The sequence below is a fragment of the Actinacidiphila alni genome (genome assembly GCF_900112845.1).
Taxonomy (GTDB): Bacteria; Actinomycetota; Actinomycetes; order Streptomycetales; family Streptomycetaceae; genus Actinacidiphila; species Actinacidiphila alni.
In genome coordinates, this window is the sequence record NZ_FONG01000037.1 from 1 (window position 1) to 25584 (window position 25584).

The 25584-nt window shown below is 67.5% G+C and carries 25 protein-coding genes and 5 pseudogenes; 15 read left to right on the forward strand and 15 right to left on the reverse strand.

Annotated features, from left to right (window positions below):
• Both BM076_RS34685 and BM076_RS34690 read left to right on the forward strand, forming a co-directional pair.
• Window positions 1-588, forward strand: a 588-nt coding sequence (locus BM076_RS34685; RefSeq protein ID WP_093717764.1) for a TetR/AcrR family transcriptional regulator, incomplete at its 5' end; no start/stop codon positions are given.
• 517 nt (window positions 589-1105) lie between these two features.
• Complete coding sequence (locus BM076_RS34690; RefSeq protein ID WP_245796671.1) at window positions 1106-1669, forward strand: DUF3558 family protein; 564 nt, start codon at window positions 1106-1108, stop codon at window positions 1667-1669.
• A gap of 198 nt (window positions 1670-1867) precedes the next feature.
• Here BM076_RS34690 and BM076_RS34695 read toward each other — a convergent pair whose 3' ends face one another.
• Complete coding sequence (locus BM076_RS34695) at window positions 1868-2191, reverse strand: MerR family transcriptional regulator (RefSeq protein WP_093717766.1); 324 nt, start codon at window positions 2189-2191, stop codon at window positions 1868-1870.
• A gap of 610 nt (window positions 2192-2801) precedes the next feature.
• Here BM076_RS34695 and BM076_RS34700 point away from each other — a divergent pair.
• Both BM076_RS34700 and BM076_RS34705 read left to right on the forward strand, forming a co-directional pair.
• A complete protein-coding gene (locus tag BM076_RS34700; RefSeq protein ID WP_093717767.1) occupies window positions 2802-3221 on the forward strand; it encodes an ATP-binding protein in 420 nt (139 codons plus the stop codon).
• A 243-nt stretch (window positions 3222-3464) separates the two neighbouring features.
• Window positions 3465-3782, forward strand: a pseudogene (locus BM076_RS34705) (transposase); the annotation flags it as partial.
• On the opposite strand, the gene BM076_RS34710 reads toward BM076_RS34705, so the two are convergent.
• Both BM076_RS34710 and BM076_RS34715 read right to left on the reverse strand, forming a co-directional pair.
• Window positions 3752-4159, reverse strand: a complete 408-nt coding sequence (locus BM076_RS34710; RefSeq protein ID WP_177246766.1) for a hypothetical protein — start codon at window positions 4157-4159, stop codon at window positions 3752-3754. The pseudogene BM076_RS34705 and the gene BM076_RS34710 overlap by 31 nt on opposite strands.
• Window positions 4156-4836 (reverse strand): TetR/AcrR family transcriptional regulator, encoded by a 681-nt coding sequence (locus BM076_RS34715; protein WP_218160147.1) that lies wholly within the window; start codon window positions 4834-4836, stop codon window positions 4156-4158. The genes BM076_RS34710 and BM076_RS34715 overlap by 4 nt, the downstream gene beginning before the upstream one ends.
• A 70-nt stretch (window positions 4837-4906) precedes the next feature.
• Between BM076_RS34715 and BM076_RS34720 the strand changes: the two genes are divergently transcribed.
• Window positions 4907-5650, forward strand: a complete 744-nt coding sequence (locus BM076_RS34720; protein ID WP_093717769.1) for an SDR family NAD(P)-dependent oxidoreductase — start codon at window positions 4907-4909, stop codon at window positions 5648-5650.
• A gap of 53 nt (window positions 5651-5703) precedes the next feature.
• On the opposite strand, the pseudogene BM076_RS34725 reads toward BM076_RS34720, so the two are convergent.
• Together BM076_RS34725 and BM076_RS34730 are read right to left on the reverse strand one after the other, a co-directional pair.
• Window positions 5704-6956, reverse strand: a pseudogene (locus tag BM076_RS34725) (IS256 family transposase).
• Window positions 6957-7013: 57 nt separating this feature from the next.
• Window positions 7014-7466: a class I SAM-dependent methyltransferase gene (locus BM076_RS34730; RefSeq protein ID WP_093717770.1), complete on the reverse strand. Its 453-nt coding sequence runs from the start codon at window positions 7464-7466 to the stop codon at window positions 7014-7016.
• A 113-nt stretch (window positions 7467-7579) separates the two neighbouring features.
• Between BM076_RS34730 and BM076_RS37855 the strand changes: the two are divergent.
• The 4 genes and pseudogenes from BM076_RS37855 to BM076_RS34745 all read left to right on the forward strand — a co-directional run.
• A pseudogene (locus BM076_RS37855) lies at window positions 7580-7721 on the forward strand (IS5/IS1182 family transposase); the annotation flags it as partial.
• Between the two features lie 76 nt (window positions 7722-7797).
• Window positions 7798-8127, forward strand: a pseudogene (locus tag BM076_RS34735) (site-specific integrase); the annotation flags it as partial.
• Window positions 8128-8188: 61 nt separating this feature from the next.
• The gene (locus BM076_RS34740) at window positions 8189-8542 is read left to right on the forward strand and encodes an effector-associated constant component EACC1 (RefSeq protein ID WP_093717772.1); all 354 of its coding nucleotides are present in this window, start codon (window positions 8189-8191) and stop codon (window positions 8540-8542) included.
• Window positions 8526-10415, forward strand: coding sequence for a caspase, EACC1-associated type (locus BM076_RS34745; RefSeq protein WP_093717773.1), 1890 nt, complete (start codon window positions 8526-8528; stop codon window positions 10413-10415). The genes BM076_RS34740 and BM076_RS34745 overlap by 17 nt, the downstream gene beginning before the upstream one ends.
• A 224-nt stretch (window positions 10416-10639) precedes the next feature.
• Here BM076_RS34745 and BM076_RS34750 read toward each other — a convergent pair.
• The 3 genes from BM076_RS34750 to BM076_RS36960 all read right to left on the reverse strand — a co-directional run bounded on the left by BM076_RS34750 (window position 10640) and on the right by BM076_RS36960 (window position 14701).
• Window positions 10640-11460, reverse strand: a protein-coding gene (locus tag BM076_RS34750) for an IS5 family transposase (RefSeq protein WP_093717786.1) whose coding sequence is annotated in 2 segments (ribosomal slippage) — window positions 10640-11106 and window positions 11106-11460 — 822 coding nt in all. Because the reading frame shifts where the segments join, the coding sequence is not laid out codon by codon here.
• A 1796-nt stretch (window positions 11461-13256) separates the two neighbouring features.
• A complete protein-coding gene (locus tag BM076_RS34755; RefSeq protein ID WP_093717774.1) occupies window positions 13257-14363 on the reverse strand; it encodes a helix-turn-helix domain-containing protein in 1107 nt (368 codons plus the stop codon).
• Between the two features lie 164 nt (window positions 14364-14527).
• Window positions 14528-14701, reverse strand: coding sequence for a hypothetical protein (locus BM076_RS36960; protein ID WP_177246767.1), 174 nt, complete (start codon window positions 14699-14701; stop codon window positions 14528-14530).
• A gap of 648 nt (window positions 14702-15349) precedes the next feature.
• Between BM076_RS36960 and BM076_RS38110 the strand changes: the two genes are divergently transcribed.
• Window positions 15350-15610, forward strand: coding sequence for a DUF397 domain-containing protein (locus BM076_RS38110; protein ID WP_093717775.1), 261 nt, complete (start codon window positions 15350-15352; stop codon window positions 15608-15610).
• A 180-nt stretch (window positions 15611-15790) separates the two neighbouring features.
• A complete protein-coding gene (locus BM076_RS34765; RefSeq protein WP_177246768.1) occupies window positions 15791-16621 on the forward strand; it encodes a helix-turn-helix domain-containing protein in 831 nt (276 codons plus the stop codon).
• A gap of 57 nt (window positions 16622-16678) precedes the next feature.
• Here BM076_RS34765 and BM076_RS34770 read toward each other — a convergent pair whose 3' ends face one another.
• The 5 genes from BM076_RS34770 to BM076_RS34790 form a co-directional block, all read right to left on the reverse strand.
• Complete coding sequence (locus tag BM076_RS34770) at window positions 16679-17467, reverse strand: SAM-dependent methyltransferase (RefSeq protein ID WP_265737129.1); 789 nt, start codon at window positions 17465-17467, stop codon at window positions 16679-16681.
• A 552-nt stretch (window positions 17468-18019) separates the two neighbouring features.
• Entirely contained in the window at window positions 18020-18730 is a 711-nt protein-coding gene (locus BM076_RS34775) for a type 1 glutamine amidotransferase domain-containing protein (protein ID WP_093717778.1), read from the reverse strand.
• 63 nt (window positions 18731-18793) lie between these two features.
• Window positions 18794-20380: a succinic semialdehyde dehydrogenase gene (locus tag BM076_RS34780; RefSeq protein ID WP_093717779.1), complete on the reverse strand. Its 1587-nt coding sequence runs from the start codon at window positions 20378-20380 to the stop codon at window positions 18794-18796.
• A gap of 7 nt (window positions 20381-20387) precedes the next feature.
• Window positions 20388-21314, reverse strand: coding sequence for an acetoacetate decarboxylase family protein (locus BM076_RS34785; RefSeq protein WP_093717780.1), 927 nt, complete (start codon window positions 21312-21314; stop codon window positions 20388-20390).
• 104 nt (window positions 21315-21418) lie between these two features.
• The gene (locus BM076_RS34790; protein ID WP_093717781.1) at window positions 21419-21994 is read right to left on the reverse strand and encodes a TetR/AcrR family transcriptional regulator; all 576 of its coding nucleotides are present in this window, start codon (window positions 21992-21994) and stop codon (window positions 21419-21421) included.
• Window positions 21995-22063: 69 nt separating this feature from the next.
• Here BM076_RS34790 and BM076_RS34795 point away from each other — a divergent pair, with 69 nt between their 5' ends.
• The 3 genes from BM076_RS34795 (at window position 22064) to BM076_RS34805 (ending at window position 24508) form a co-directional block, all read left to right on the forward strand.
• Entirely contained in the window at window positions 22064-23272 is a 1209-nt protein-coding gene (locus tag BM076_RS34795; protein ID WP_093717782.1) for a saccharopine dehydrogenase family protein, read from the forward strand.
• A gap of 123 nt (window positions 23273-23395) precedes the next feature.
• A complete protein-coding gene (locus tag BM076_RS36965) occupies window positions 23396-23542 on the forward strand; it encodes a hypothetical protein (RefSeq protein WP_177246769.1) in 147 nt (48 codons plus the stop codon).
• A gap of 45 nt (window positions 23543-23587) precedes the next feature.
• A complete protein-coding gene (locus BM076_RS34805) occupies window positions 23588-24508 on the forward strand; it encodes an NAD-dependent epimerase/dehydratase family protein (RefSeq protein WP_093717783.1) in 921 nt (306 codons plus the stop codon).
• Here the strand turns inward: BM076_RS34805 and BM076_RS34810 are convergent.
• The gene (locus BM076_RS34810) at window positions 24472-24822 is read right to left on the reverse strand and encodes an AraC family transcriptional regulator (RefSeq protein ID WP_093717784.1); all 351 of its coding nucleotides are present in this window, start codon (window positions 24820-24822) and stop codon (window positions 24472-24474) included. The two genes, BM076_RS34805 and BM076_RS34810, sit on opposite strands and share 37 nt — an antisense overlap.
• 14 nt (window positions 24823-24836) lie before the next feature.
• Window positions 24837-25121, reverse strand: a pseudogene (locus BM076_RS34815) (alpha/beta hydrolase fold domain-containing protein); the annotation flags it as partial.
• Between the two features lie 49 nt (window positions 25122-25170).
• Here BM076_RS34815 and BM076_RS34820 point away from each other — a divergent pair.
• On the forward strand, window positions 25171-25584 hold a 414-nt coding region (locus tag BM076_RS34820; RefSeq protein ID WP_245796670.1), incomplete at its 3' end, for an SDR family NAD(P)-dependent oxidoreductase.

Sequence of the window (25584 nt, forward strand, 5' to 3'; positions counted from 1 at the left end):
GGCGGCCGTACCGCCCGGGTCCGTACGGCAGTCCTCAGGGCCGCGGGCGACGCGCTCGTCGAGCACGGCTTCGACGCGCTCGACCTCACCGATGTCGCCCGCCGCGCGCAGGTCGGCAAGACCACCGTCTACCGCCGCTGGGGCACTCCCGGCGCTCTCGCCGCCGACCTGCTGGCCGACATGGCGGAGCAGTCCGTTTCGCGCGCCGACACCGGCGCCCTCGGCTCGGACCTCCGGGCCAACGCCCGCCTGGTCGTCACAACGCTCACCGACCCCCGGCAGGGCCGCCTCTTCACCGCGCTGATCGCCGCTTCACTCTGCAACGAACAAGCCGCCCAAGCACTGCACCGCTTCTACGCGGTCCGTATCGAGGAGTGGGCGGGCTGCGTACGGGACGCCGTCTCCCGCGGCGAGGTCCCGGCGGGCACCGACCCGCACGCGGTCATCGCCGCCGTGTCGGGGCCGCTCTACTACACCCTTCTCAACACCGGCGGCACCCTCGACGAGAGGGCGGCCGACCACGCCGCCGACGCGGCGACGACCGCGGCACAGGCGGGCGTCTGGGCCCGGCGGGCCGCATCCTCCTGACGCCCGATCTCCGGCGCGAACGCCGCGTGCCTGCCGGTGGACGACGCGCGGCATCACAACGTGCCGCCGCCGGTTCAGACTCCGTCAGCGTGTCGCTGTCCCGACCCCGTACGGCACGACCAAGCCGACCGCGCGAACCGATCGTCCCGAAATCGTGCCGCAGATGATCCAGGCTGACACGGCCTATTCGCCCAGGACGTTCCGCCGACGCCTGCGGCAGCGGCAGGATCCGGGCCGCTGAGGCAGTGCCGCGGCCCGGCCGACCGCTACGAGAGAACCGCAACCATCTCTCTCGCGGCCCTGGCGTGATCAACAGCGTCTCGACCACGCACGTGATCACCCCCGGGCCGCACCGCTGCCGTCCTGGTCTTCGCTGGCCGGCAGGCCCTCAACTCGCCGGACAGCGGCCCCTCTCCAGGTGTTTTCCTCACTGAGGGCATGCACCATCAGCAACTTGTGACACTCTTGACGTGTGCAGACACACAGACGACAAGTGGCCGCGCTCGCGGCGACAGCGATGGTGTTCGCGGGGGCTGCAGCGTGTGGCGGGAGTTCCGGCTCCTCGCCCAAGTCTTCGGGAGCGATCACGTCGACGTCCACGGCATCAGGTTCCTCGGGGAACACGTCTGATTCCACCGCGAGTTCGGCGGGCGAAGGCGATGGGTCCACGCCGACGTTGCAGGGCCTGGACTACTGCGGTCTGCTGGGTCCGGCGGACCTGGCCGCGGCCGGAATCCAGAACGCGAAGGGGCGGCTCCCGGCCGACTCCCCGAACGTGCTCGGCTGCTGGTGGATGCAGGACAAGACCATCGTCAACCTCACCGTCAGCCTGGGAGTCCAGGCCAACGATCTGGACGAGGGAGAGAAGCAGGACTTCTCGGGTTTCGAGGGCGCCTCGCAGTACAACGACATCACGTCCGAGTGCTTCGTCGACGTCAATGTCGGCATGGACCAATTCCGGGTCGACATCGCCGACCCCAGCGGACAGAACAAGGCAATCACCGGCAAGAACTGCGACGTGGGCATCCAGTTGGCGCACCAGGTGGCGGCCAATGTCAAGAAACATCAGGCCCAGGGCTGAGATGGCCCGCCCGTGTGTGTGCGGCCGGCACTCGGCGTGCACGGTCGGCGAGATTCGGGCGGGTGCGACGCCGCCGCGTCCTGGGCCGAGGCGCTCCGGGGCGGCTCCGGAGAGCGTTACGCCGTTCCACGTGGCCGACGCCGCACCTATCTCTGACGGCCGGACGTGGGCCCGCAAGGCTCTCTCAGGTCAAAAGGCTCAGGCCGACTGTTGGCTGCGGAGTTCTTCGTTGATGCGCTGGGCTTCCTCGAGCTGATCCTCAAGGATGATGATGCGGCATGCGGCCTCGATGGGCGTGCCGGAGTCGACGAGTTCGCGCACCCGGCCGGCGATGCGGAGCTGGTAGCGGGAATAGCGGCGGTGGCCGCCTTCGGACCGTAGGGGCGTGATCAGTCGGTGTTCGCCCAACGCGCGCAGGAAGGCGGGCGTGGTGTCGAGCATTTCGGCAGCCCGGCCCATGGTGTAGGCGGGATAGTCGTCGTCGTCGAACTTGTCCGCAGAGCGGGTACCGCGAGGGGGCATAGACCTCTTCTTCCGGGGACGCATCGAGGGGTCCGAGCGCCAACAGGCGCTCGGACCCCGAGCTTTCAACACCATCTGCCGACTGACTGCGCCGGTCTCCTTCTTCCACAGGCCCGCCTGCGAGGTCGGGACTGCGGGGATCGCGGTTGCGTGACCGGGGACCACCTTCCAATCCGGGGTCTGCGGTACCCGGGCGGACATCGTCCGGTCCCGGGCGATCCTGATGGCGTCTGCTCCTTACCTTTTCGACCGATCTGTACTGGCTGGGACACGGTACTGCTGTGCGGCCCCTCGGGTCGCTCGACCCGACCGCCAGCGGAAGAACCCACCACTTCCGGCTCCGCCGCTCCGCTGTCGGCTCGCTCCTGCATTGACCTGCTTGCACGGCAGTTCACCTCTGCCGCGCCCGACTGATCTCTGGACTACGAGAAAAACCTTAGCCCCCGCCGACCCCAATGTCTACTGTCGCCACGACAGATTTTCTCCAGCATCAGGCCGCCAGATTCTGCTTCTCCCGCATCCGAAAGGGCTACCCTGCCGGTTGAAGTCCCGCGCTGCGGGCACAAGCCAAGCTCAGCGGTGCAACCTGCAAGACGGAGGTGTTCTGCCCATGGGCGAGACAAAACCGGCCAGCACCACATTTGCCGTGAGGCCCGCTGTCGTGATGGAGGACGACAGTCCCTCCGGCATCGCGCACGCCCGCGACGTCGCCCGCGCGTTCGCCGACAGCCTCGTCCCGCCTCCGGCCGCCGACAGGGGGGAAATTGTGGCCGTAGTGGTGTCGGAACTGGTCACCAACGCGCTGCGCCACGGTGGCGGCCGCTACCGGATGCTCCTGAGCGCCGACGCGGACGCAGTGCACGTCGCTGTCGGAGACCTCAGCCCCGAACCTCCGAGGGAGCGGGCCCCCGACTACACCGGCGGCACCGGCGGCTTCGGCTGGCACATGGTCCGCTGCCTCACCGAAAGCGTCACCGTCATCCCTGGGCCTGAACCGGGCAAGACCGTTCACGCAGTGATCCCGCGGTGACCGCCTGAACCGCAGGGGAGAGCCCGGCCGGTGCCCCGTAAGTGGCTAACCGTCGCTTCGGGTGGACGACGTCTCGCCCCCAAGATATCGCCGAATGTTGCTGTGCTACTCGGGGGCCCACTCCGGCGACGCCGCCAGCTGCTCCCGAATCCAGGCTTCGATCCTGTCGCCCAGTTTCTAATCCTATGTGTCCACGCTGGTGCTCGTGAACATCCCAGGTCGGGACTACCTGGTTGTCTAAGACGTCGCTGGAGGCCGGCGAAACTGCACGCGGACAAAGGCTACGACTACGATCACCTGCGCCGATAGCTCCGCCAGCGCGGTATCCGCCACCGCATTGCCTGCAAGGGCATCGAGTCCTCCCAACGACTGGGCCGCCACCGCTGGGTGGTCGAGCGAACCGTGTCCTGGCTGGCCGGTTGCAGGCGTCTGCACCGACGCTACGAACGCAAGGCCGAGCACTTCCTCGCCTTCGTCGGCATAGCCGCAACCCTCATCGGCTACCGCCGCCTGGAACGACGAAGCGACGATCACGAGCGGGAGAAGACGGCCACGTCGTAGCGTTCGAGGACTGGCCGGGGCTCGCCCAACGCCTCGCTCCGAGCCGCGGCCTCCAAGCGGTCAAGGCCCCGATGGAATTCCTCATCGGTGAGATGGGTGAACTTCGACTGAGGCCGGCTGACCAGCCTGGCCTGGTACTCCACCAGGTTCGCTGCGACCGGTTGGGTAAAGGAGGTGACCTCGTCCAAGGTGAACCCGGCAGAGACGAAGTCGCAGACCATTTCCTCTTCGCCTGGGAAGCGCCGCTCGTCGATCGCCCGGAGCTGCGGCCAGAAGTCGTACACCAGCGCATCCAGCCGTTCGCGGAACGTGGTGCGAACGACAACCCTCCCGCCGACGCGCAGCACGCGGACCAGTTCCCGGGGAGGAATAGTCAAGACCTGTGGATCGGTGTGTCAGGCGGCCTGACCATCTCGTCCCGATGCGTAGTTGCCACGGTTTCCGTGCCGCCGTGCCGCTCGCCCGATTGTAGTGATCGCCAGGCGACACCGGGAAGTGTCGTGCGCATCCAGGCCGGGTCCGTCTCGGCGCCTGACAGGTAGTGTCGACAGGCGTCGTGGGCTGCTCCCAGCAGCATCGAGTGGAGGTGCTCCGGCGGCCACGGAGGTAGCTGGCCGGCCTGGGAGAGTGCCTGCAGGCGCGCGAAGATCGGTCGCTGGAGTAGGGCCTTGGCCTCGAGTAGTTCGCGATGCCTTTCCCCGCTGAGCTCCAGGGCCATCGCCTGGTACATGAACCGCGCCTCGTTGGGATGCTCGAGAGCCCATTCGAGATAGGCATCGACCAGGCCCCGCACCGTGTCCTCGGCCGTGCTCGCGGAAGTGACACGTTGGTACATGTGGTCTGTGACTCGCTCGAAGGTCCTGAGCAAGAGCGCGGCGGTCAGATCGCCGATATCGCGGAAGTGGTGATAGACGCTCGAAGGGCTTGCGCCCGCTCGTCTGCGGATCTGCTCGATGCCCACACCAAGAAGGCCGTGCTCAGTGAACGAGTCGAGTGCCGCATCGAGCAGCGACTCCCGTCTCCGTCGTCCGTCGGCACGCTGGGGCATGGGCATAACTGGAAATCTACTCCACTTCGGGCTAGGCTACTAATTGGAAGAAACATCCAAGTAGGAGGTTGCGGGCATGAACGACGGCAAGACGCTTGCCCTGGTCACCGGTGGAGGGCGCGGCATCGGGCTCGAGGTCGTCAACGGCCTCGCCGATCGAGGGATGCGGGTACTTCTGGGGGTCCGCAACCCAGAGAGCGTGGATGAGACCGTCCGTTCGATGCGTGCTCGTGGCGGTGACGTCGTGGCCGTAGGACTCGACGTTGACGACGCCGCATCGATCGCCGCTGCAGCCGCATGGGTGGACCACGAGTACGGGCGGCTGGACGTCCTGGTGAACAATGCCGGCATCGCCGGCGACCCGGGTCTCCAGGTTGCCGGCCACGTCGACCTGGACGCGGTCCGTGCGGTCTTCACCACCAATGTGTTCGGCGTGATCGCGGTGACCGAGGCAATGATCCCGCTGCTTCGGCGCTCGCCATCCGGTCGCATCGTGAACGTGTCCTCCAGCCTCGGATCGCTGGCCCGCATGAGCGATCCCGGTCACTACTTCGCCAACATGCCCGGGCTCTTGGGCTACCCGGCTTCCAAAACCGCCCTCAACCAAGTGACGCTGCAGTACGCGAAGGCACTGCGTCCCGATGGGATCCTCGTCAACGCCGCCGATCCCGGCCCCTGCCGCACCGACTTCACCAAGGGGATCCCCGGAGTCGAGCGGACCGCAGCCGAAGGCGCCCGGGTCATCTGTGAATTGGCCACCCTCGGTGATCGCGCCGAGACGGGCTCCTACCGTCGCGACACCGGACCGGTCCCCTGGTGACCCAGGCCCACCACCTGGGAGCCATCGGTCGGCAGCGTCGTGGTGGGGCCGTGTCATGCGACTGCCGCCTCGGGCCGCTCCACGAGGTGGCCGCGTTCGAAGCGGGCGCCGGCGCGGACGAGGGCGACGAGGTGGGCTCCGGTGATGGCCCGCCAGCGTTCCTGAGCGGACTCGACCAGCTTGAACACCATCGCCAGGGCGGCGGCGGGGCTACCCGCGCCGCGGGTGACCCTGGTCCGGAGCTTCACGGTCGAGAAGGTAGATTCGATGGGATTTGTCGTACGCAGGTGGATCCAGTGCTCGGCCGGGAAGTCGTAGAACGCCAGCAGCTCCTCGGCGTCATCGGTGATCTTCGCGACGGCCTTGGGGAACTTCGCCCCGTACGTCTTGGCGAACGCGGCGATCGACTTCTCGGCGTGGGCGCGGTCCTCGGCGTTGTAGATCTCCTGCATCGCCTTGGTGGCGCCCGGCTGGGCGGACTTCGGCAGCGCGGTTGTCACATTTTTCGCCTTATGGACCCAGCACCTCTGCTGCCGGGCGGCGGGGAAGACCTCGGCGAGCGCCCGCCACAGGCCCATCGCGCCGTCACCGACCACGAGTTCGGGATCACGCATGCCGCGTCGGCGGCAGTCGCGCAGCAGATCGGCCCATGACTCGCTCGGCTCGCGCAGCCCCTCGGCCAGCGCGATCAGTTCCTTGGTGCCGTCCAGCCGGACGCCGAGCAGCACCAGCACGCAGCTGTGCGCCTGACCGAGGCGGACCTTGGGGTGCACGCCGTCCGCCCACACGTACACGTAGTCGCTTGCCGACAGGTCCCGGGCCTGGAAGGCGGTGTGGTCATCGCCCCACTGTTTGGTCAGCCTCGTGACCGTCGCGGGCGACAGCCCGGCCGCGGAGCCGAGGAACTGCTCCAGCGCGGGCACGAAGTCCCCCGACGACAGGCCGTGCAGGTACAGCAGCGGCAGCACCTCGGAGATCTTCGGTGACTTGCGGCACCACGGCGGCAGGATCTTGGAGGAGAACCGCTTGCGCTCCCGGTGGCGGCATCGACCCGCCGGTCGTTCACCCGCGGCGCGCTGACCTCGACCGCACCGGCGGCGGTGACCACGCTCCTCGGCCGGTGGCGGCCGTTACGGACCACCAGCCGGCGGCCGGCCACATCCCGCTCGCCCACCATCTCGGCTATGTACTGGTCAACCTCCGCCTCCAGGGCCGCGGCCAGCATCCGCCGGGCGCCCTCGCGGACGATGTCGTCGATCAGGGAGCCGGACTCGGTCGATCCGTCGGCGTTCACTACGCTGAGCACAGGGCGTACCTTCCCGACCCGCGCTGCAACGCGGACCTCTACTCGGTGTCTTGTAGATCACCGGGAAGGTACGCCCTTCGCGCACCCCCCCCGGGAACCCGATCCACAAGTCCTGAGCATTGCTCGTTCCCGGGCCGCTCGTGCGCGGTCGGGGATGTGATGGATCACGCGGGACATCAAGGCCAGATCGAAGACGCTCCCAGCGGCGGGCACCGCCTCCGCCTCCGCCTCCGCCGACAGATACTGCACCGCGGGATGCGGATGATGCCGTCGAGCCTCGGAAAGCATGGCCTCTGACGCATCGACAGCCATCACCTCACTTCCCTCGATCCAACGAGCCATCGCGGCCGAGAAGACGCCCGTTCCCGATCCGATCTCGACGATGGATGGCGACGACCGTTGCGCATAGGCAGCGATCAGCTCGACCCAGGCTTGCAGCGACGCCTCGGGCATCTCGTTGCCACGCTCGTAGGCGCCGGCCAGTTGCTCATCGTCATAGACACGGCTCATGGAACCGATCCTCACCCAGGGATCACGCCCAAACAAGAACGCCTTTGCACGCCAAGGCACCAAAGGAAACGACCTTTAGACGTTGTTTCCTTTGGTGACGTCGGCAACGGTCTATGGCGGATCTGGTGGAGCGGTTGGTCCCAGACGAGTTGTGGGAATTGTTTCGGCGGGTGGTGCCACCACCCTGAGGGCATACGCCCTCAGGGTGGTGGCCGACGGCGGGCAGGGGACCGGGAGGCGCTGGCGGCGATCGTTCAGGCGGTGTGGCTGTCGCGGGAGCGTCCGCCGGCGTGAGCGTGCATCGAGGTCCTCTACCTGGCCGACCGCTGGGCCGGTGAGGGCCAAGGGCAACACCGCGCGCCGCCGGGGCGGCCGGGCGCGAGGGCTCGTGCTGCAGACGGTCTTTGTGGACGCCGGCACCGCCAGCCGCACCCGCGGCCCGGTGTTCGTCACCCATGCTTTCTCGGCGCGGGCGGTACTGGCTGGGACTCGCAGAGTGGCGGCACTCCGGGCTGACGCATCTGGGGACCAAGGCGCGTCGCTGCTGATGCTCATGGCCAAGTCCCGACTCCGCAAGCCGGAGAACGTGAAACGGTTTTTCAAACGGTCGCCGGAGTCGATCGCCAAGGTGACCGGTCTGATGGCCTCGGGAGAAGCGTGACGGCAGGGGAAAGAGGGCAACTTCTCTCCCCGAGGCGATCGCTTTGGAAGGATGACCGACCATGGACGTATTGATTGGCATCAATGGTGGGGACGAGGTCGGCGAGCTGATTTCGCTTGCCGGTTGGCTTCGCGCGGAGCGTGATCTGCAGGGCGCGGTCCAGGTAGTGCGCAGGCAGGTTCGAGAGGCAGAACTCGGTGCTGCGCTTGACGTCCTCAGCGTCGCTGTGGGCTCCGGCGGTGTTGGCGTGGCGTTGGCCCAGTCGTTGTCGGTGTGGCTGGGCGCGCGGCGTTCGGACATTAAGATCACAGTCACGGCGAACGGCCGCACGATCGAGGTCGATGCTCACCGCGTCAGCGATCCGGTCCGTCTGATCACCCGGGTGCTGGAGAGCAGCGATGGCTCCGAGAGCTGAACCAATCGATCGTTCCGGATCCCGCGCGGTGCTGATCGGGGTCTCCGAGTACCAAGACCCGTCCTTCCCGCCAGTGCCTTCTGCCGAGAAAAGTCTGCGGAGTGTCCACCGAATGCTGGTGAACGAGGAGTCCGGCGGTTGGCCCCAGGACCGGGTCACTTCGCTGTCCAACCCCGTGGATTGCCGCCGCGTGATCAGCGACCTGCGTCGCATAGCCCAGGACACGGACGGTGTGCTGCTGGTGTACTTCGTCGGCCACGGCACTGTCAGCACGAATGGCGAACTCGTGCTGGCAGTGACCGACACCGTCGCTGACGAAGCGGACGTCACCGGACTGGAGTACTCCAAGATCCGGACTGCTCTGCTTGGAAGCCCCGCCAAGGTCAAGGCCGTTGTTCTGGACTGCTGCTACTCCGGTCGTGCCATTGATGTCCTCGCTGGGGATGAACAGTTTCTGGCCGACAGCACGGATATCCGCGGCACCTACACTCTCACTGCTGCGGACCATGTCGCTCATGCGGGTCGACCTGGCGCGTGCACTGCTTTCACCAGGGAACTTCTCGACCTGATCGGCACCGGGATCGCGGGCGCTCCGCCTGTTCTGACCTTTGCTGATCTGTATCCCCATCTGCGACGCAATCTGGTCGCGCGCAACCTGCCGTACCCCAACCAGCGCGGTACGGACACTGCCGACAGATGCCCGGTGGCCAAGAACGCCTCCACAAACGCCGATTCGGCAGCGCCCCGTCTCGGCTTGCCAGCCGAGACGGGGCGGCCTGCACTGATGGTTCCGCAGCACGCCACGCCCCTACCGGTGAGGGTGCTGCAGCGAGACGAACCAGCCCGACTGCAACCGCCTGAACCCCGCCACGGTATCCGGCGGCGAACTCTCGTTCTCGGCACGCTCGCGGTTTTTGGCGCAGGCGCTGCCGGCGCAGCGGTGAAGTGGTGGCCGGACGACGCCGAGGCCACCATCACCCTTACCGGCGACGAAACGTACTTCCTGGCGTTCAGTCCCGACAGTAAAACCCTCGCTGGCTCTGGCCCAAAAGACGGCGTCGACGAAATCCGTTTGTGGGATGCTGCGACCGGTCGCAGCATCGCCACGCTGACCGACACACCCTCCGTGACCGGTTTGGCATTCAGTCCGGACGGCAAAACCCTCGCCAGCAGCCACTTTGCAGGCATTCGGCTGCGTGACGCGACCACCGGCGTCATCAGGGTCAACCTCAGCGACGAAGATTGCAGCACCGTGGCGTTCAGTCCCGACGGCAAAATTCTTGCCAGCAGTCATAGTAATAGCGAAATCGGAGGCGAGAGCGGCCCCCCGCCCGGCCGGATCCGCCTCTGGAACACATCCACCCAGCGCACCACCACTAGCCTCACGTACCCGACACGCTCAATGGGTGTGCAGCGCTTGGCGTTCAGCCCGGACGGCAAAACCCTCGCCGCCTGCTCCGCTTCCACTGGTACTCCTGCGCCTGGATCCTGGTTGTGGGACATAGCCACCGGGCGTACCAAGTTCACTTTCTACAGGGAGGAGTCAAACGACATCGCTTTCCGCCCCGACGGCAAGGCCGTCGTCACCGCTGGGACAAGCGGCGTCCGCCTATGGAATACGGTCACGGGAAAGGTGCTCACCACCTATACCGGCCAGCAAACAAGCGCGATTGCCTTCAGCCCGGACGGCACGAAACTCGCCACCGCAGGAAACGGTGGAATTCGCCTATGGAATACGGCTACCGGGCGCTCCGAATCCATACTGTCGGATAACGGCGAGAAAGATGGGGGCTATGCGGTGGCTTTCCGCCCCGACGGAAAAGCCATCGCAAGCAGCGCCCACGGCGCCGTCGTACTGAGGAAGATCCAGTGATGAGCCCGCAGTTCCGGACATGCCTGATGGGATGTCGCCGCAGTCCAGCGACGAGGCCAGCTCGAACATCCCCGCCAACGCTGCCGCCAGCTTCGCTCAGGCCCACTCCACCCCTATCCGCTGGGCGGCTGGATGAGGCGTTGCCCTGGTTTGAGCGGGCCGCCGACGTTGGCGACACCGCAGCACGGCGCGCGGCGGCCGACCAATTGGCGAAGGGCGGACAGTTAGGCGTCGTTTCGCTTGGTGAGTCGGCGGTAGTTGATCAGAGTGGTGGCGATGGCAGTGAAGGCGAGGAAGTGTTCTGGTTTTCGTTCGTAGCGGCGGTGGAGTCGGCGGCAGCCGGCGAGCCAGGACATCGTCCGTTCGATCACCCAGCGGTGACGGCCCAGGCGCTGTGAGGTCTCTTTGCCGCGACGTGCGATGCGGGGAGTGATGCCGCGTTCGCGCAACCACCGGCGCAGTTGGGGGTAGTCGTAGCCCTTGTCCGCGTGGAGTTTGTCGGGTCGGCGTCTGCGGGGCCCGCGTCGGCTGCGGACCGGCGGTATGGACGCGATCAGTGGCTGCAGAGCGAGGCTGTCGTGGGTGTTGGCCGCAGCAATGGCGACCGCGACCGGCAGGCCCGACCGGTCGGTGACGAGGTGGATTTTCGATCCGTTCTTGCCTCGGTCGGTCGGATTCGGTCCGGTCAGGATCCCCCTTTGAGGGCCCGCACACTCACCGAGTCGATGGCGAAGCGGGACCAGTCCAGCCCACCGCGGGCGCCAAGTTCGTCCAGGACAACGCGGTGCAGGCGGGCCCAGACCCGGGTCGCGCTCCAATGGGCGAAGCGCCGGTAGACCGTCGGCCAGGCCGGACCGAACGCCGGCGGGATCTGCCGCCACGTACAGCCCGAGGTCGCCACGAACACGATCGCAGCCAGACACTCACGATCCCCGGTACGCCGACGACCGCCTCCCTGCGGGCGTATCACCACCGTCTCGGGCACCACCCGCCGAAACAACTCCCACAACTCATCCGGCACCAACCGCTCGGCAAGACTCGTCACACCCGGCACAACGACCCAACTCACCAAGAGAAACGACTTCTTAAGGGGGAGGCGCCGCTCGTGTGGTCGGGACCGAGACAACATCCGCCGCGTGATCGCGATGGTTCCGGTCCTGGACGGCGCTAGGCAGACTCGGATGCACGGGCCCATATCTCCATGACATCTGGCTCGGATCGCTCCAGCGCTCGCACGAGGGCTTCCGCGTCGGTGGCGTCGACGCCGATTGCGATGCCGAGCCGCGATGAGTCCCCCTCAATATTGATGTAGGCCCGCATCGCGGCCCTTTGAGCGCCCGCGACACGTCCTTGAAGCCGATCCAGGTCAGAAATTACTCTGAGCCAGTCACCGGCATGCGGAGGCAACGCTGACTTATCCCGAGTATTAATTCCGCTTCGCAGCATGCCTAGGGCCCAGAGCAGAGTATCGATCAGCTCTGTCGAGATCTCAAGATCGTGCCACCATTGCCCAACTTCGCCGGGTGCCAATGGAATTGAGATCTCAGCGCCACTGTTGTTCGGAGTACGTTTGACTGAAGCATTCACAATGGGCCTTTCCGAAGGGTAGTTCCCGGCGGCGTGCAGGCAAGCCGCCGGGACCGGTGGACCTATCCCAAGAGGACCACTGCATGGTCGTGCGGTCAATCTTGTCGCCCATCCGCCGCTTGGGGCTATCGGGCGCCGCCGCAAGGTTCGAAGCTTCCGCCGCCGTCGAGGTAGGGGTCGTAGACCCACCCGAGGACTGTGGTGGCAGCCGTGTTGACCGCCACATGCGTCCAACTGTGCCCTACGTCATTGAGCACGTAGCAGTGCAACGTGAATTCCTTCGGGCCAGCCGTGCGGAAGATGACTGTACAGTCGGCGGAAGGGCCATCATGAATCGGAATGACGTCCTGGTTTCCGTATGCTTTTGAGCCGTCGGCGTTGTACCACGAGGGATGAGTACAAGCCAAGGGGGTTGCCGTGGTCGCAGTTGCGGGCGCTTGCGCTATCCCCAACATTGAGCCGGTAAGGACCGCGCTGAAGAGTCCCATCTTGATCGCTTTGATCATCAAAACCCTTTATGGGGAATAACTCTACGTGTGGGATGCCACGACGTCTTTCGCTCAGAATCCGCGACGGTCAAGTGGTCGGCTGGTGGTTGCTTCAACATTTACAAACGGAATCCAATCTTTGTGATCTTTTTGTGCTGCTCAATGGGAAGATATTCGGGAGTATCTGCTGGTCGTTGGGGGGCATTGTCGGCGAGCTGGTGGAGCGTCTGCGTGAAGCACCATCTGGCGGGGTGTACGGGAACGGCGTCTGGTGACGCGGAGCAGCACGGCGAAGGTCCCCTCCGTAGCCCGGGGCCCACGCGGCCCGGATGGCTCCCGCTGCCGGGTGGCGATCACCTGTGACAGCGGAGAGGAAGCATGACGGGCATTGCGCTCTCGTCTACGTGGCGGGCGACGGCGACAGGTGATCAGGTCGAAGAGTCGCGGGGGATGGCGACCTGAGTCGCAGGCCCGTAAGAGATCTTGTGGGCGTACGTTCCCGCTGGCCGACGGACCTGTCATTCCACCTTCAGCCGAGATCAGGGTTGGCTCATGGGCCGGGTGATTCCCGGGCGAATGGCGTGCTGGCCGAGGTCGAGATTGGCGGGTGTCCTGCCGATGGCCCTTGGGTTGCTGACCATGAAGCCTCTCGTCCGGCGGGCCTTCAGCGCGGCCTGACGAACAGCGACTCCGTCCACACCGAGGTTAACGACCAGGGTGGTGCAGCCGCGCGTAGCCTCACCCGGCCGGTATGTGGGCGAGGGCCTCAGCGGATGGGGTGGGTGGCGGCGAGGGTGGGGGCGAAGGTCTCGAAGAGTTGGAGAAGGCGGTCGTCGGGCTGGGAACCGGCAGGAGTCCGGGGGGAGGTAGCTGCGGGGCTGACGGGTACTGCGCCGGCGGGCTGTTGGTCTTTCCAGAGGGTGTGGAAGTAGTCGGCGTCGCCGCTGAGTGCGGTGATGATGCGGGCGAGTTGGGGCCATGAGGGGGTGTCGCCGTTGAAGGCGGCTTCGATCTGGTCGGCATCGATTCCGGCATGACGTGAGGCGAGGTCGTGTGGGGTGGGGCGGCCCGCCTGGATGTGGAGGGTGCGCAGGGCGGTCGGCAGGCGTCGGCCGGGGTCGTCGTCGGCTGTTTCTTCGTGGGATTCGGGTGGGTGGTCTTCGCGGAGCTTTTCGGTTTCCCATACGGTCCGCAGGACTTGGGGGTCGGCGCCGCATGCGCGGGCGAAGCGTTCGGTGAGCCACCAGCTCGGGAAGCGTTCGCCGCTCAGGACGCGGGAGGCTTGCGAGGGGGAAATGCCCAGATGCGCGGCTAAGGCGCGCAGCGGCATCTGTGAGGCCCGGTGGAGGCGGGACAGGACCGGGGCGAGGTGGGAGCGGGTGTGGTGGGGGGTGTTGGTGGCGGGGGGCTCGGCGGGGGGTGCGGGGTCGCGGCGGGTGGCGTTGTGGATGCGGCGGTTGACGGTGTCGGCGCGGTAGGTGCGGCGGGCGGTGTCTGGCTGCATGTTCAGGGCGGCGCCGATGACATCCCAGGGAATACGGCGGCTGCGGGCGCGTCCGACGAGGCCGGCGGTGAGGCTGTCGACCGACCGGGCGAGGGCGACGGCTTGCTCGACGGGGTCGATCATGGGCGCGTCAGGGCGGGTGAGAATACGCAGGAGGTGCCGGGCTTCCTCGACGACGTCCTGGGCGAGGTCGTGGACGGCGGCGTCGATGGTGGCGGTGGCGCTGTCGTTGGTGGATGCTCCGCGGCGGCGTTTGCGGTAGGAGGACTGGCGGCAGGCGGTGCCGCAGTAGTCGGCCGGGCGTCCGCCGGCAGTGGTGCGCACTGGGAGCGGAGTGCCGCAGTTCTTGCAGGTCAGCGGTGTGGTCACGGCGGGGACCTCGATGGCGTGGAGTGGTGGGGTGTGACGAAACGTCAGAGGGATGGGGTTTTCGTCGCCGAAGCACGGTGGCGGCTGTCCGTTGCGTGACGCGCCGGGTGCGGTCGGCGGTGGGAGTGGGGCCGCAGGCCGTGACGCCTGCGGCCCTGCGGGTGTCAGCAGCCGGTACGGCCGATGCGGCTGTTCAGCCAGGCAGCGACGGCCGAGCCGGCCAGCGCCGCGAGCATCGCCGACGGTCCGGGCGGGAGTGGTGGCAGGTGGAAGGTGACCGTCCCGTAGACCGGGGCTGCTGCGCAGACGTTGACAGCCCAGGTTTTCCCTGCGCGCAATTGCAGACCGCTGTTAGCCTGAGGGGCGCGGCGTCGGGCTTTGTGTTTGCCGCCGTGGCGGCCGGGGGAATGCGGCATGAAGGTTCCCTTCTGGTCGTTGAAGTACGCAGGGCCCTGGCGCCGTGGCGGCAAACCTTGGGAGCCAGGGCTCTGCGGCGAACGGGTGCGGCAGCACACGCGTATGGACGTCGAATGCGTGCCGTGTTCGCAGAACCACACTCTGCCCTATCCCGGACCGACGATTCGCCCACTCGGGTGTAGCGTCGCCGCCGCGCGGCACGGTCGCGCCGAAATATCTTCGCTACGTGCCTGTCGGGGCGAGCCGTGTGATAAGACCGGCGTTCTTGCGACCTGATCCCGTGTGATCCTCCCTGCTCCTGCATATGACAACGTTTCCGCGCGGGGGGCTCTGCGCGGGCGTGCGGCCGGGCGCCGAGCAGCCTCCGGCCGCACTGGGGCACTCCGGCGCACGGCGGGGAGAAAAGTTGCCTCAGGCGCGCAATTGCAGACGCCACGCTCCCAGTGCCGCATTCCGGCCGCCGCAGGGTGCATGGATGTCCCTCGAAGTGGCGATCCTTAAGGGAGGGCGCTCATCTGCATTTGCAGATTCGCGGCTTGATCGTTTCCAAGAGGGTGAGGAGTGGAATCGTGGCTGGTCAAAGGTTCTACGAGAGCGGGACAAGAGGCGGCGCACGGCCCGGGGGCGGCTCCGGCTTACGGACGGCGTGGCGGAAAAGCTCCTACAGCAACCACCAGAGCGCCTGTGTCGAAGTGAGCAATTTCGGTCAGGAAACGATCGCGTTCCGCGACTCGAAGGACCCCGATGGTCCGGTTCTGAAGTTCACCCGGACCGAGGCGGCGGTGTTCTTCGCCGCGGTGGCAGCAGGGGAGTTTCCCGGCAGCAGGTAACCGGCCACGTGCGTGGAAATACGGGTGGCTTGTCGTACCGGTGGGGCAGGATGGGCGAGTTGTGAAGGCCGTCCGATCCCGATGGAGAATCCGCTCATGTCTGCCCAGCCGGTTCGCAGCGCTTCCCGCACTGTCCTCAATCTCCACCCGACCTCCGGCCGTGCCCCGACAGCGCAGCGCATGATCTTCGGTGCGACGCTGCGAAAATGCCGCGAGGCGCGCGGTCTGAAGGAGAAGGAGGTCGCCGAGCATCTGTCGGGCTGCTCGGCGTCGAAGATCAGCAGGATGGAGGGCGGGGAGCACGACTTCAAGGAAGCAGACGTCCTGCGTCTGCTCGACCTGTACGAGGTCACGCCCCCGGCGGAGCGGGAGCGCCTGCTGGGCATGTGCCGCCTGGCCAACAAGAAGGCGTGGTGGGACGGTTACCGGGACATCGCGCCGAAGGAACTGCAGACCTACACCAGCCTGGAGGAGATCGCCGAGCGGATCCGCTGCTACGAAACCGGGCAGCTGTTCGGCCTGGTGCAGACCGCCGACTACACGCGAGCCCTGGTCCGGGCGAACACCCCGGATGCCGATCCGGACGTGGTCGACAGGATGGTCGAGTTCCGCAAGCTGCGTGCCGACCGGTTCCGTGAAAACTCCGAGACCAAGTTGATGTACGTCCTGGACGAGGTGACCCTCTCGCGCGGCTACGGCACTCAGCAGGTCATGCACCGCCAGATCGTCCACCTGCTGGAGCTGGCAGATCACCCGCGGATCACCTTCCGGCTGGTCCCCACCAAGGCCAGCAACATACCCGTCCAGATCGGAACCAGCGCCATCTTCGACTTCGCCGGGGAGCAACTTCCCGCGATCGCCTACGTCGAGGGACTCAACGGCGGCCTGTATCTCCAGGATGCGACCAGCGTCGACACCTGGGTCAAACACTTCGACCGCCTCCAGGTCGCCGCCCAGTCGCGTGAGGCGTGCAAGAAGAAGCTGCACGACTACGCGAAGATCTACCGCTGAGCACGCGGGTTCCGGCGGCGCAGGTTCGCACCGCCGGCACCCGCGTAGGCATCGCACTCAGGGTTTGAAGCCCACCGCGGCGTACAGCGAGGCGTCCTTGTCGGAGATCAGGCTCGGCCCGCTGGCCGGCTCCGGCCGCCAGCGGTGCGCCACCACCAGACCGGGATCGACCAGCTCCAGCCCGTCGAAGAACGCCAGTACATCATCGCGGCTGCGCACTTCCAGCGGCGTCCCGGCCTTGGTGTAGATGTCGGTGATCGCCGCCCAGCCGGCCGGGTCGAAGTCCGGTGTGCAGTGCGACAGCGTCAGGTACGAGCCCGCCGCCAAGGCGCTGACCAGCGTCCGCACGATCGCGTACGCCTCGTCGCCGGGAACGAAATGCAGGACCGCGTTCAGACTCAGGGCGACCGGCCGGTCCAGGTCCACGCACCCCTGGCTGCGCACGATCTCCAGCAGCCGGTCCGGATCCCGCACGTCGGCCTCGACGTACGCCGTCGCCCCCTCGGCGGTGCCGCGCAAGAGGTTGTCGGCGTACACCAGCACAAGCGGATCATTGTCCGCATACGTCACCCGGCACTCCGGGGCGGCCTCCTGCGCCACCTCGTGCAGATTCGGCGCCGTCGGAATACCCGTCCCGACGTCCAGGAACTGCCGCGCCCCGAGCGTGCCGGCCAGAAAACGCGCGGACCGGTGCACGAACGCCCGGTTCACCCGGGCGACCGTCCGCACCGCCGGAAAGTGCCGGATGACCTCGTCACCGGCGCTCCGGTCGACCTCGTAGTTGGTGTTGCCGCCCAGAAAGTAGTCGTACATCCGCGCGCTGTGCGGCCGGTCCTGCCGAAGCAGCGCCTCAGCCTCACCCGCGCCAGCCCGCGTTAAGTCCTCACCCACGCATATGCCCCCATTCGTCGAGCCTCAGCAACAGCGCCGCAGCCCCGAACAAGGGCCCGCGCCAACGATCATGCTTCCACTACCTTATGCATTTGCAGGCACCCGTAACTCACTACCCATCAGAAATGACGCCTACCCGCCCGACCATGCGAAGAGCTCACCCCCGTGGCCGCTCCGGGACCGGGCGTGACCCCGGTATGCAGGGCGGTGTCGGCCGGCGAGACGATGCCGCCCGCCTGAATGTGCACCGCGGGCGCCGGCCGCCTCCTTTCCGCTCTCCGGACTGCTCCGTGCTGCGGAGGGCAGCGCCCAGACCTACGGTGACCCACGAGAGGGCTGCCCGTACCCAAGCAGCCGGAAGCCGCACCCCACCCCACTGGCCGAAGCGCCGCGGATCCCCCGGCGGATCCACAGCCAACGGAACCCGAGTAACCACATTCACCCGTGGCACGCCACCGAACTCGGCCGCCTGGCGCCATCGGCCACGCCGCACACCGAGACGCCGTCTTAGCCTCGCTCCTTCGATGCGTTGCCCTCGATACCCTCGACGACCTTCTTCGCTGTGGCCTTGGCCGAGCCCGGGTTCTGGCCGGTGACGAGGTTGCCGTCGGTCACGACGTGGGGGATGAACGGCAGTGCCGCCTTCTGGTAGAGCGCGCCGCGCTGCTTGGCCTTCTCCTCCGCGTTGTAGGGGACCAGCTTGTCGACGCGGGCGAGGACCTCCTCGGTCCAGGCGAATCCCGTCATCTTGCGGCCGGCGATGAGGTAGGAGCCGTCGGAGAGCCGGGTGTTGAGCAGACCGCAGTAGCCATGGCAGACCGAGGAGACGATGCCGCCGCGCTCGAAGATCTCGCGGGTGATGCTCTGCAGGCCCTCGCTGTCGGGGAAGTCGTACATCACCGCGTGACCGCCGGTGAAGTAGATCGCGTCGTACTCGGCCGGGTCGATCTGGTCCGGGCTCGCCGTGTCCTCGAGCAGCGCCGTCTTCTCGGGGTCGGCACGCCACGCCTTGGCGGTCTTGTCGTAGTTCGGGTACCTCAGCGCACGCGGCTCGAGAGGCACCGCGCCGCCGGTCGGGCTGACGAGCGTCTGCTCGTAGCCGTGCTCGGCGAAGACGTGCCAGGCGTGCGTGAGCTCGGAGAGCCACAGGCCGGTGGTGTGGGACGGGTCGTTGTAGTGACTGACGTTGGTGACGACGTTGAGGACGCGCTTGGTCATGGCTGTTCTTCCTTCATACGGACCGGCGCAGCGAGGCGGCGGGCCGTCGTAGCTGGTGATAAGTCAGCGGACGCCCAGGGTACGGAGCGTTTTGAACGCCCGGGTCAGGATCTGCGTCCACTGCTCGTGCCCGACCCCGCGGGGCGCGGTGAAGCCCTGGAGGCGCTGGTGGGCGACGGTCTGGGCTTCGGTGTACTTGAGCAGCCCGTCGGCGCCGTGACGGCGGCCGAGGCCCGAGTCGCCCATGCCGCCCATGGGCGCGTCGATGCTGCCCCAGGCGGCGGCGAATGCCTCGTTGACGTTGACGGTGCCGGCGTGCAGCCGTCCCGCGACCTTGCGGGCTCGGGCGGTGTTGCGGCCCCAGACGCTTGCGTTGAGGCCGTACGGCGTGGCGTTGGCCATCTCCACTGCCTCCTCGACCGACCGGTAGCGGTAGATCGACACCACGGGGCCGAACGTCTCGCGGTCGAACAGCGTCATCTGCGGGGTGACATGGGCCAGGATCGTCGGCTCGTAGAACAGGGGCCCGAGGTCGGGCCGGGCCTTGCCTCCGGCCAGCACGGTCGCGCCTTTCGATACCGCATCGTCGACGTGCGAGCTGACGGTCTCGAGCTGCGAAGGGGTGGTCAGCGAGCCCATGTCCACCGAGAAATCGTAGGCCCCACCCAGGCGCACGGCCCGGACTCGTTCGACGAAGGCGGTGACGAACGCGTCGTGAATCTCATCGGCGACGTAGAGCCGCTCGATGGACACGCACAGCTGTCCGGCCGAGGGGAAACAGGCGGCAACCGCACCGACGGCGGCCTTCTCGATGTCGGCGTCGGCGAGGACGATCATGGCGTTCTTGCCGCCGAGCTCGAGGGACGCGCCGATCAGCCGCTCACCCGCGTTGCGCGCGATCCGGCGCCCGCTGGCGGTGGAGCCGGTGAACATCATGTAATCCGCGCCGGCCATGAGCGCGTCTCCGATGGAGCTGCCACGGCCGACCACCATCTGCCAGACGTCGGCCGGCAGGTCGGCCTCGCGCATCAGGGCCAGCGCCCACAGCGCGGTCAGCGCGGTCTGGGTGTCGGGCTTCTGTACGACGGCGTTGCCGGCCATCAGAGCCGGAATGGCGTCGCCGGCGGCCATGCTGAGCGGGTAGTTCCAGGGCGAGATGACGGTGACGACGCCCTTGGGGTGGTGCAGCTCGGTGGTGTGGGTCAGCACCGGTATCGCGCCTTTGCGGCGCTTGGGCGAGAGCAGCCGCCGTGCGCTGCGCGCGTAGTAGCGGGCGGTGATCGCGATGTCGCTCACCTCGAGGAATGCGTCACGACGGGTCTTGCCGCTCTCGGCCTGCATCAGGTCGAGAGCTTCCTCCTGCCGCTGGAGGACGAGGTCGTGGAAGCGCAGCATGATGCGCTTGCGGTCGGCCACCGGGGTGGCAGCCCAGGCGGCCTGGGCAGCGCGTGCCCGGGCGAAGGCATCCTCGACGTCGTCGGGGGTGGAGACCGGCAGGTCCGCGAGCGGCGCGCCGGTGAACGGCGAGGTTGTGGCGACCCGCTGGGCGCGAGCACCGGCCGCCACCAGCGTGGCCAGGCGGCCGAGACGGGCCGGCGTGAGCGATGTGGGGAGGGCGGCCTTGACACGGCCGGTGTCCGTGGTGGTCATCTCGTCCTCAGCTCCGGTCCTGGATGGAGGTGGGCACGGGCATGTGCAGCGCCAGCTGGCCGTCGGTGGTGACGTCGAGCTGGATCGTCCGGATCGGTTTCAGCGACCGCAGGTCGTCGCTCATCCGGCCCTCACCGAGCTGCAGGTCCAGGCCGCGGGGGAACCGCGCGGCTCCCGAAGAGAGCATGTTGATCTGGCTGGTGGTGGAGTGCCAGGCACCGTCGATCGTGGTGTAGGAGGTCAGGGTCGAGACGTGTTCGCCGGTGGGCCTGGCAGTCTGCTTCGGGGTGGGCGCCGACAGGGCGAGGTCGAGGCCATCCTGGTCGTTGGCGATCCTGGCGGAGGTGCGCTCGGTGTCGATGTCGACGTCGAGGTCCGCGACCCATTTGGGGAACCCGTAGCCGTCGTGGCCGCGTACCTGCGCGATCTCGGTGCTGACCGGGAGCGAGAGGACGTAGGAGTGCAGGGAGTCGTTCTTGAGCCCGGTGACCATGTCGAGCAGGCCCAGCCCACCGTGCCGGGCCGGCTTCACGGCTATGCCGACCGCAGCCTCGGTATAGAAGTCGATGTCGCACACGTCGTACCGGAAGGCCATCACGGAGACGATCCCGAGTCCCGGGGCGATCTCGAGCGGGTCCAACTCCCGGGGCAGGCGGGCCCGGATCGCCTTCGTCGGCGCGAGCATCGTGAGCCGGGCCGTGGAGATGCGGTAGTAGAAGTTCGGCGTCAGCGTGGGTCCGATGCGGGAGTCCACGCGGCTCTTCGGCATTCGGCGGAAGAAGCCGACGCTGCTGACCTGCGGGTCCCGCTCGACCTCGTCGAGGTCGGTGTCCATGCGGAACCGGTCGTAGAGGCCGCCTTCGGGGACGAGGACGCGGCGCCCGCCGAGATCGACTTCAACGGTCCGGTCGGTCAGCTTGCCGGTCGGTGCCATGGGCCATCCTCCAATGTGAGCGGTGCTAACACCGAGGATGGCACGGAATGTGGGCACCGTCAACAATGGGTGATGTGAGGCGTGCGGCGGGTGCGCGGTACGCGTCAGGAACCGACCGACGAGATGGCGAGGAAGGCGCCGCGCACCCGGTCGGCGACCTCCTGGCCCGACGCGGCCTGCAGCTTGCCGTCGAGATACAGGCAGGCCAGCCCGTGAGCGAGTCCCCACCCGGCCGACGCCAGGGCCGAGGCGTCCGCGTCGGGGAAGACGCGATCGAGCGCGTCGGCCAGCAGTTCGTGCAGGGCCTCGGCGGCCTTGACCCGTTCGTCGTCGGCGCCGTTGCACGGCTTGCCGAACATCACGCGGAACAGGGCCGGGCGCCGCAGTGCGAAGGCGACATAGCTGACCGCGAACTCGGCCAGGTCCGGGAGTGAGGTGGGCAGGTCGCGCCCGCCGCCCAGATCGGCCAGCAGGTCCCGGAAGCCCTCGGCGGCCAGTGCGGACTCCAGGGCCTCGCGGTCCTTGAAGTGGCGATACGGCGCGGTCGGCGACACGCCGGCCTCGCGCGCGATGGCGCGCAGCGAGAAGGGCTCGCCGTTCTCCAGCATCTCCATCGCGGTCGACAGGAGTGCCGCCCGTAGGTCGCCGTGGTGGTAGCTGCTCTTCTCCGATGTTGACATTGCTTACTTCGCCCTCCTATGCTCTGTTAGCACCGTAAACATATCGTACGTCTGAAGGACCGAGCCCCGATGTCCCCACCCACGGATGCGCGCCGCTTCGACGCCGTGATCCTCGGCGCCACCGGCTTCACCGGCGCTCTGACCGCCGAGTACCTCGCGGCTCATTTCCCTCCCGAAGCCAGGCTCGCCCTGGCCGGACGCGACCAGTCCAAGCTGGAGGCCGTTCGCGACCGGCTCGTGCGGATCAACTCCCAGCCGGACGACCTTGCGCTGCTCCATGCCGACTCCTCCGACCCGCAGTCCCTGGCGCGCGTGGCCGAGTCCGCGCGGGTCGTGATCACCACGGTCGGCCCTTACCTGGAGTACGGCGAACCACTGGTTGCGGCCTGCGCTGCGGCCGGCACGGACCACGTCGACCTCACCGGCGAGCCGGAATTCGTCGACCGGATGTACATCGAGCACCACGCGACCGCCGAGCGGACCGGTGCCCGCATCGTTCACGCCTGCGGCTTCGACTCGATCCCGTATGACCTCGATGCGCTCTTCACCGTCCAGCAGTTGCCGGCCGACGTACCAGTGACCCTTCGGGGAGTGGTCCGAACCAACGCCACCATTTCCGGCGGCACCCTGCACTCCGGCCTCGGCCGGCTGTCCCGACCGCGCGCCATGCTGCAGGCCGCGGCCGGACGCCGCCGTCTCGAGCCACGACCGCACGGCCGGCAGGTCCGCACCCGCATCAGCTTCCCCCGCCGTGACCGCACGCTCGACACCTGGCTGATCCCGCTGCCCACGATCGACCCCGATGTCGTACGGCGCTCCGCATGCGCCCGCCCGGGCTACGGGCCCGACTTCACCTACTCCCACTACGCCGGGGTCCGGCGCGCCGCGACCGTCGCCGGCACGCTGACCGGCTTCACCGCAGCCCTGGCAGCCGTGCAGATCCCGCCCCTGCGCCGCGCCATCGGCCGGCGCATCCCCCAAGGAGAGGGACCCTCCGCGGAGCGACGCGATCGCACCTGGTTCACCGTCGACATCATCGGCGAGGGCGGCGGTCAGAGGGTGCACACCCAAGTCAGTGGCGCAGACCCCGGCTACACCGAGACAGCCAAGATGCTGGCCGAGTCGGCGTTGTGCCTCGCCTTCGACGGCAACCTGCCCACCGCCGGTCAGGTCACCACGGTCGCCGCGATGGGAGAGAACCTGCTGCGTCGACTCGGCGACGCCGGCATCTCCTTCACGGTGCTCACCTCGCAGACGGCGACCCATGCCGGGCGTTGACAAGGGCGGCGCCAGCACGCCGACCGTTCTCATCTCGCCGGCGATAACAGCGGTGTTCGGCCACCTCCCCAAGCCAGCGTTCGGCGGGCCCGGGGCGCGCACTCTGATGCGGAATGGGCCCGCATGGTGCTCATCGGTCGACCGCCGTACGCGGTCGACCAGCCGATCACCACTCCTGCCCTCGTCATCAGCCTGGACGACGACGCGTTGTCGCCGGCCACGGTCGTCGACCGCATCGTCACGTGGTGGCACGACGCCGCTCGCAGTTGAGTTGTCGTCACCACCCGCACCATCCATTTCAAGGAGACCAGAGCCATGCAGACCGTTCTCGGCGCCGGCGGACCGATCGCCGACGAGCTCGTGAACGAGCTCCACCGCCACCACACCAAGGACATCCGCCTCGTCAGCCGCAAGCCGTCGAGAGTGAACGACACCGACGAACTCGTGGCCGCAGACCTTACCGACGCCGACGCCACCAGCCGTGCCGTCGCGGACAGCGACATCGTCTACCTCACCGTCGGCCTGCCCCTGGACTCGCAGCTGTGGGAGCGACAGTTCCCCGTCATGATGAGCAACGTCATCGACGCCTGCGCCGAACACGGCACGAAGCTCGTTTTCTTCGACAACACCTACATGTATCCCGGAACGTCGACGCCCCAGACCGAGTCGACAGCATTCGCACCGGGCGGACGCAAGGGATGGGTCCGCGGAGAGCTCGCCACAATGCTGCTCGAGGCCATCCGGGCCGGACGAGTCGAAGCCCTGATCGGCCGAGCACCCGAGTTCTACGGCCCCGGCCGGACGAAGAGCTACACGAACTCGCTGGTGTTCGACCGGATCAAGGCGGACAAGAGGCCGCTCGTCCCCGTCAACGCCCACGCCAAGCGCTCCCTGATCTGGACCCCCGACGCGAGCCGCGCTCTCGCTCTGCTCGGCAACACGCCGGATGCCTACGGCCAGACCTGGCACCTGCCGATCGATCCGAACCGGCAGTCCTACGCCCAGCTCATCCAGATCGTCGGCGCGGTGACCGGCCGCAACATCGGCTACACGGTGCTGCCGATGCTCGCCTTCCGCATCGGGCGACGCTTCGTCAAGCCGCTCGACGAGATGTACGAGCTGCTCGCCCGCTACCGCGACGACAACATCTTCGACAGCTCGAAGTTTGCGGCCCGCTTTCCCGACTTCCAGGTCACGAGCTATCGGGAGGGAGCGGAGCGGATCCTCGCCGGCTGACCCGCCGACAGCGCCTTCTGTCGGCTGACGCGCGCCGCGATGCCGAACCGGCGCCGGTACTCCGACGGCGTGACGCCTGTGGCGCGCTGGAACAGCCGACGGAAGTTCGACACGTCCAGGTAGCCGACGCTGTGGGAGATCTGGGCGACCGGCCCGTTGGCGCCAGGATCCCCACGGCCGTCATGATGTCGACGTCGTCGATCACCATGCGTGAGGCGTCCACGCGAACCTTCGGGTATCGGCGTGCCAGCTCCTCGGCGAACGCCCAGTGGGTCGTGGGGTGGGCGGCGGACCCTGTCGAGTCTGCCGCCCATGTTCCTGGCTGCGGTCACTCCTGGTGGAGAGCCTCCCGCAGCGCGTCGACGGACAGTTTCCGTGCGACGTTGGTGGCCGAGGTGTCGCGCAGGCTGTCCAGCAGCATGAAGTCGTGGACAATTCCGCTGATTCGGACGGCCGTCACCTCGACGCCGGCCTCACGGAGCTTGCCGGCGTAAAGTTCGCCTCCGTCCCGCAGAACGTCGGCCTCCGCAGTGATGACGAGAGCAGGCGGCAGCCCCTTGAGGTCCTCAAGAGTCGCCCGCAGCGGCGAGGCGTACTTCTCCTCGCGCTTGGAGCAGTCGCCGCAGTCCGTCGAGAGGCAGTTCGCCACCAACGTCTTCGGCGTGTTCGACGTCACCAGGGCCGTCCTGCCGGTCATGCGCGCCCAGCGGTCGGGGCACGTCATCACCATCTCCTCGCTGTCCGGCATCATCGGCATCGCCGGCTCGCCCGTCTACGGCGCGACCAAGTTCGCCGTCACCGGCTGGTCGGAGGGGCTCGGGCGCGAGCTCGCACCGTTCGGCATCCACGCCACATGCGTACACCCGGGGATGTTCCGCACCGACTTCCTCGACCCGACCTCCGTCGGACACGCGGACGTGGAGATCGACGACTATGCGCCGTTCCGCGCAGAACAGCGGGCCTACCTCGACGCGAGCAACCACACTCAGCTCGGCGATCCAGCGAAATTCGGTCCGGCGATCGTCCGGCTGGCGGCCCTCGGCACACCTCCCGAGCGGTGGGCGGCGGGCAGCGAC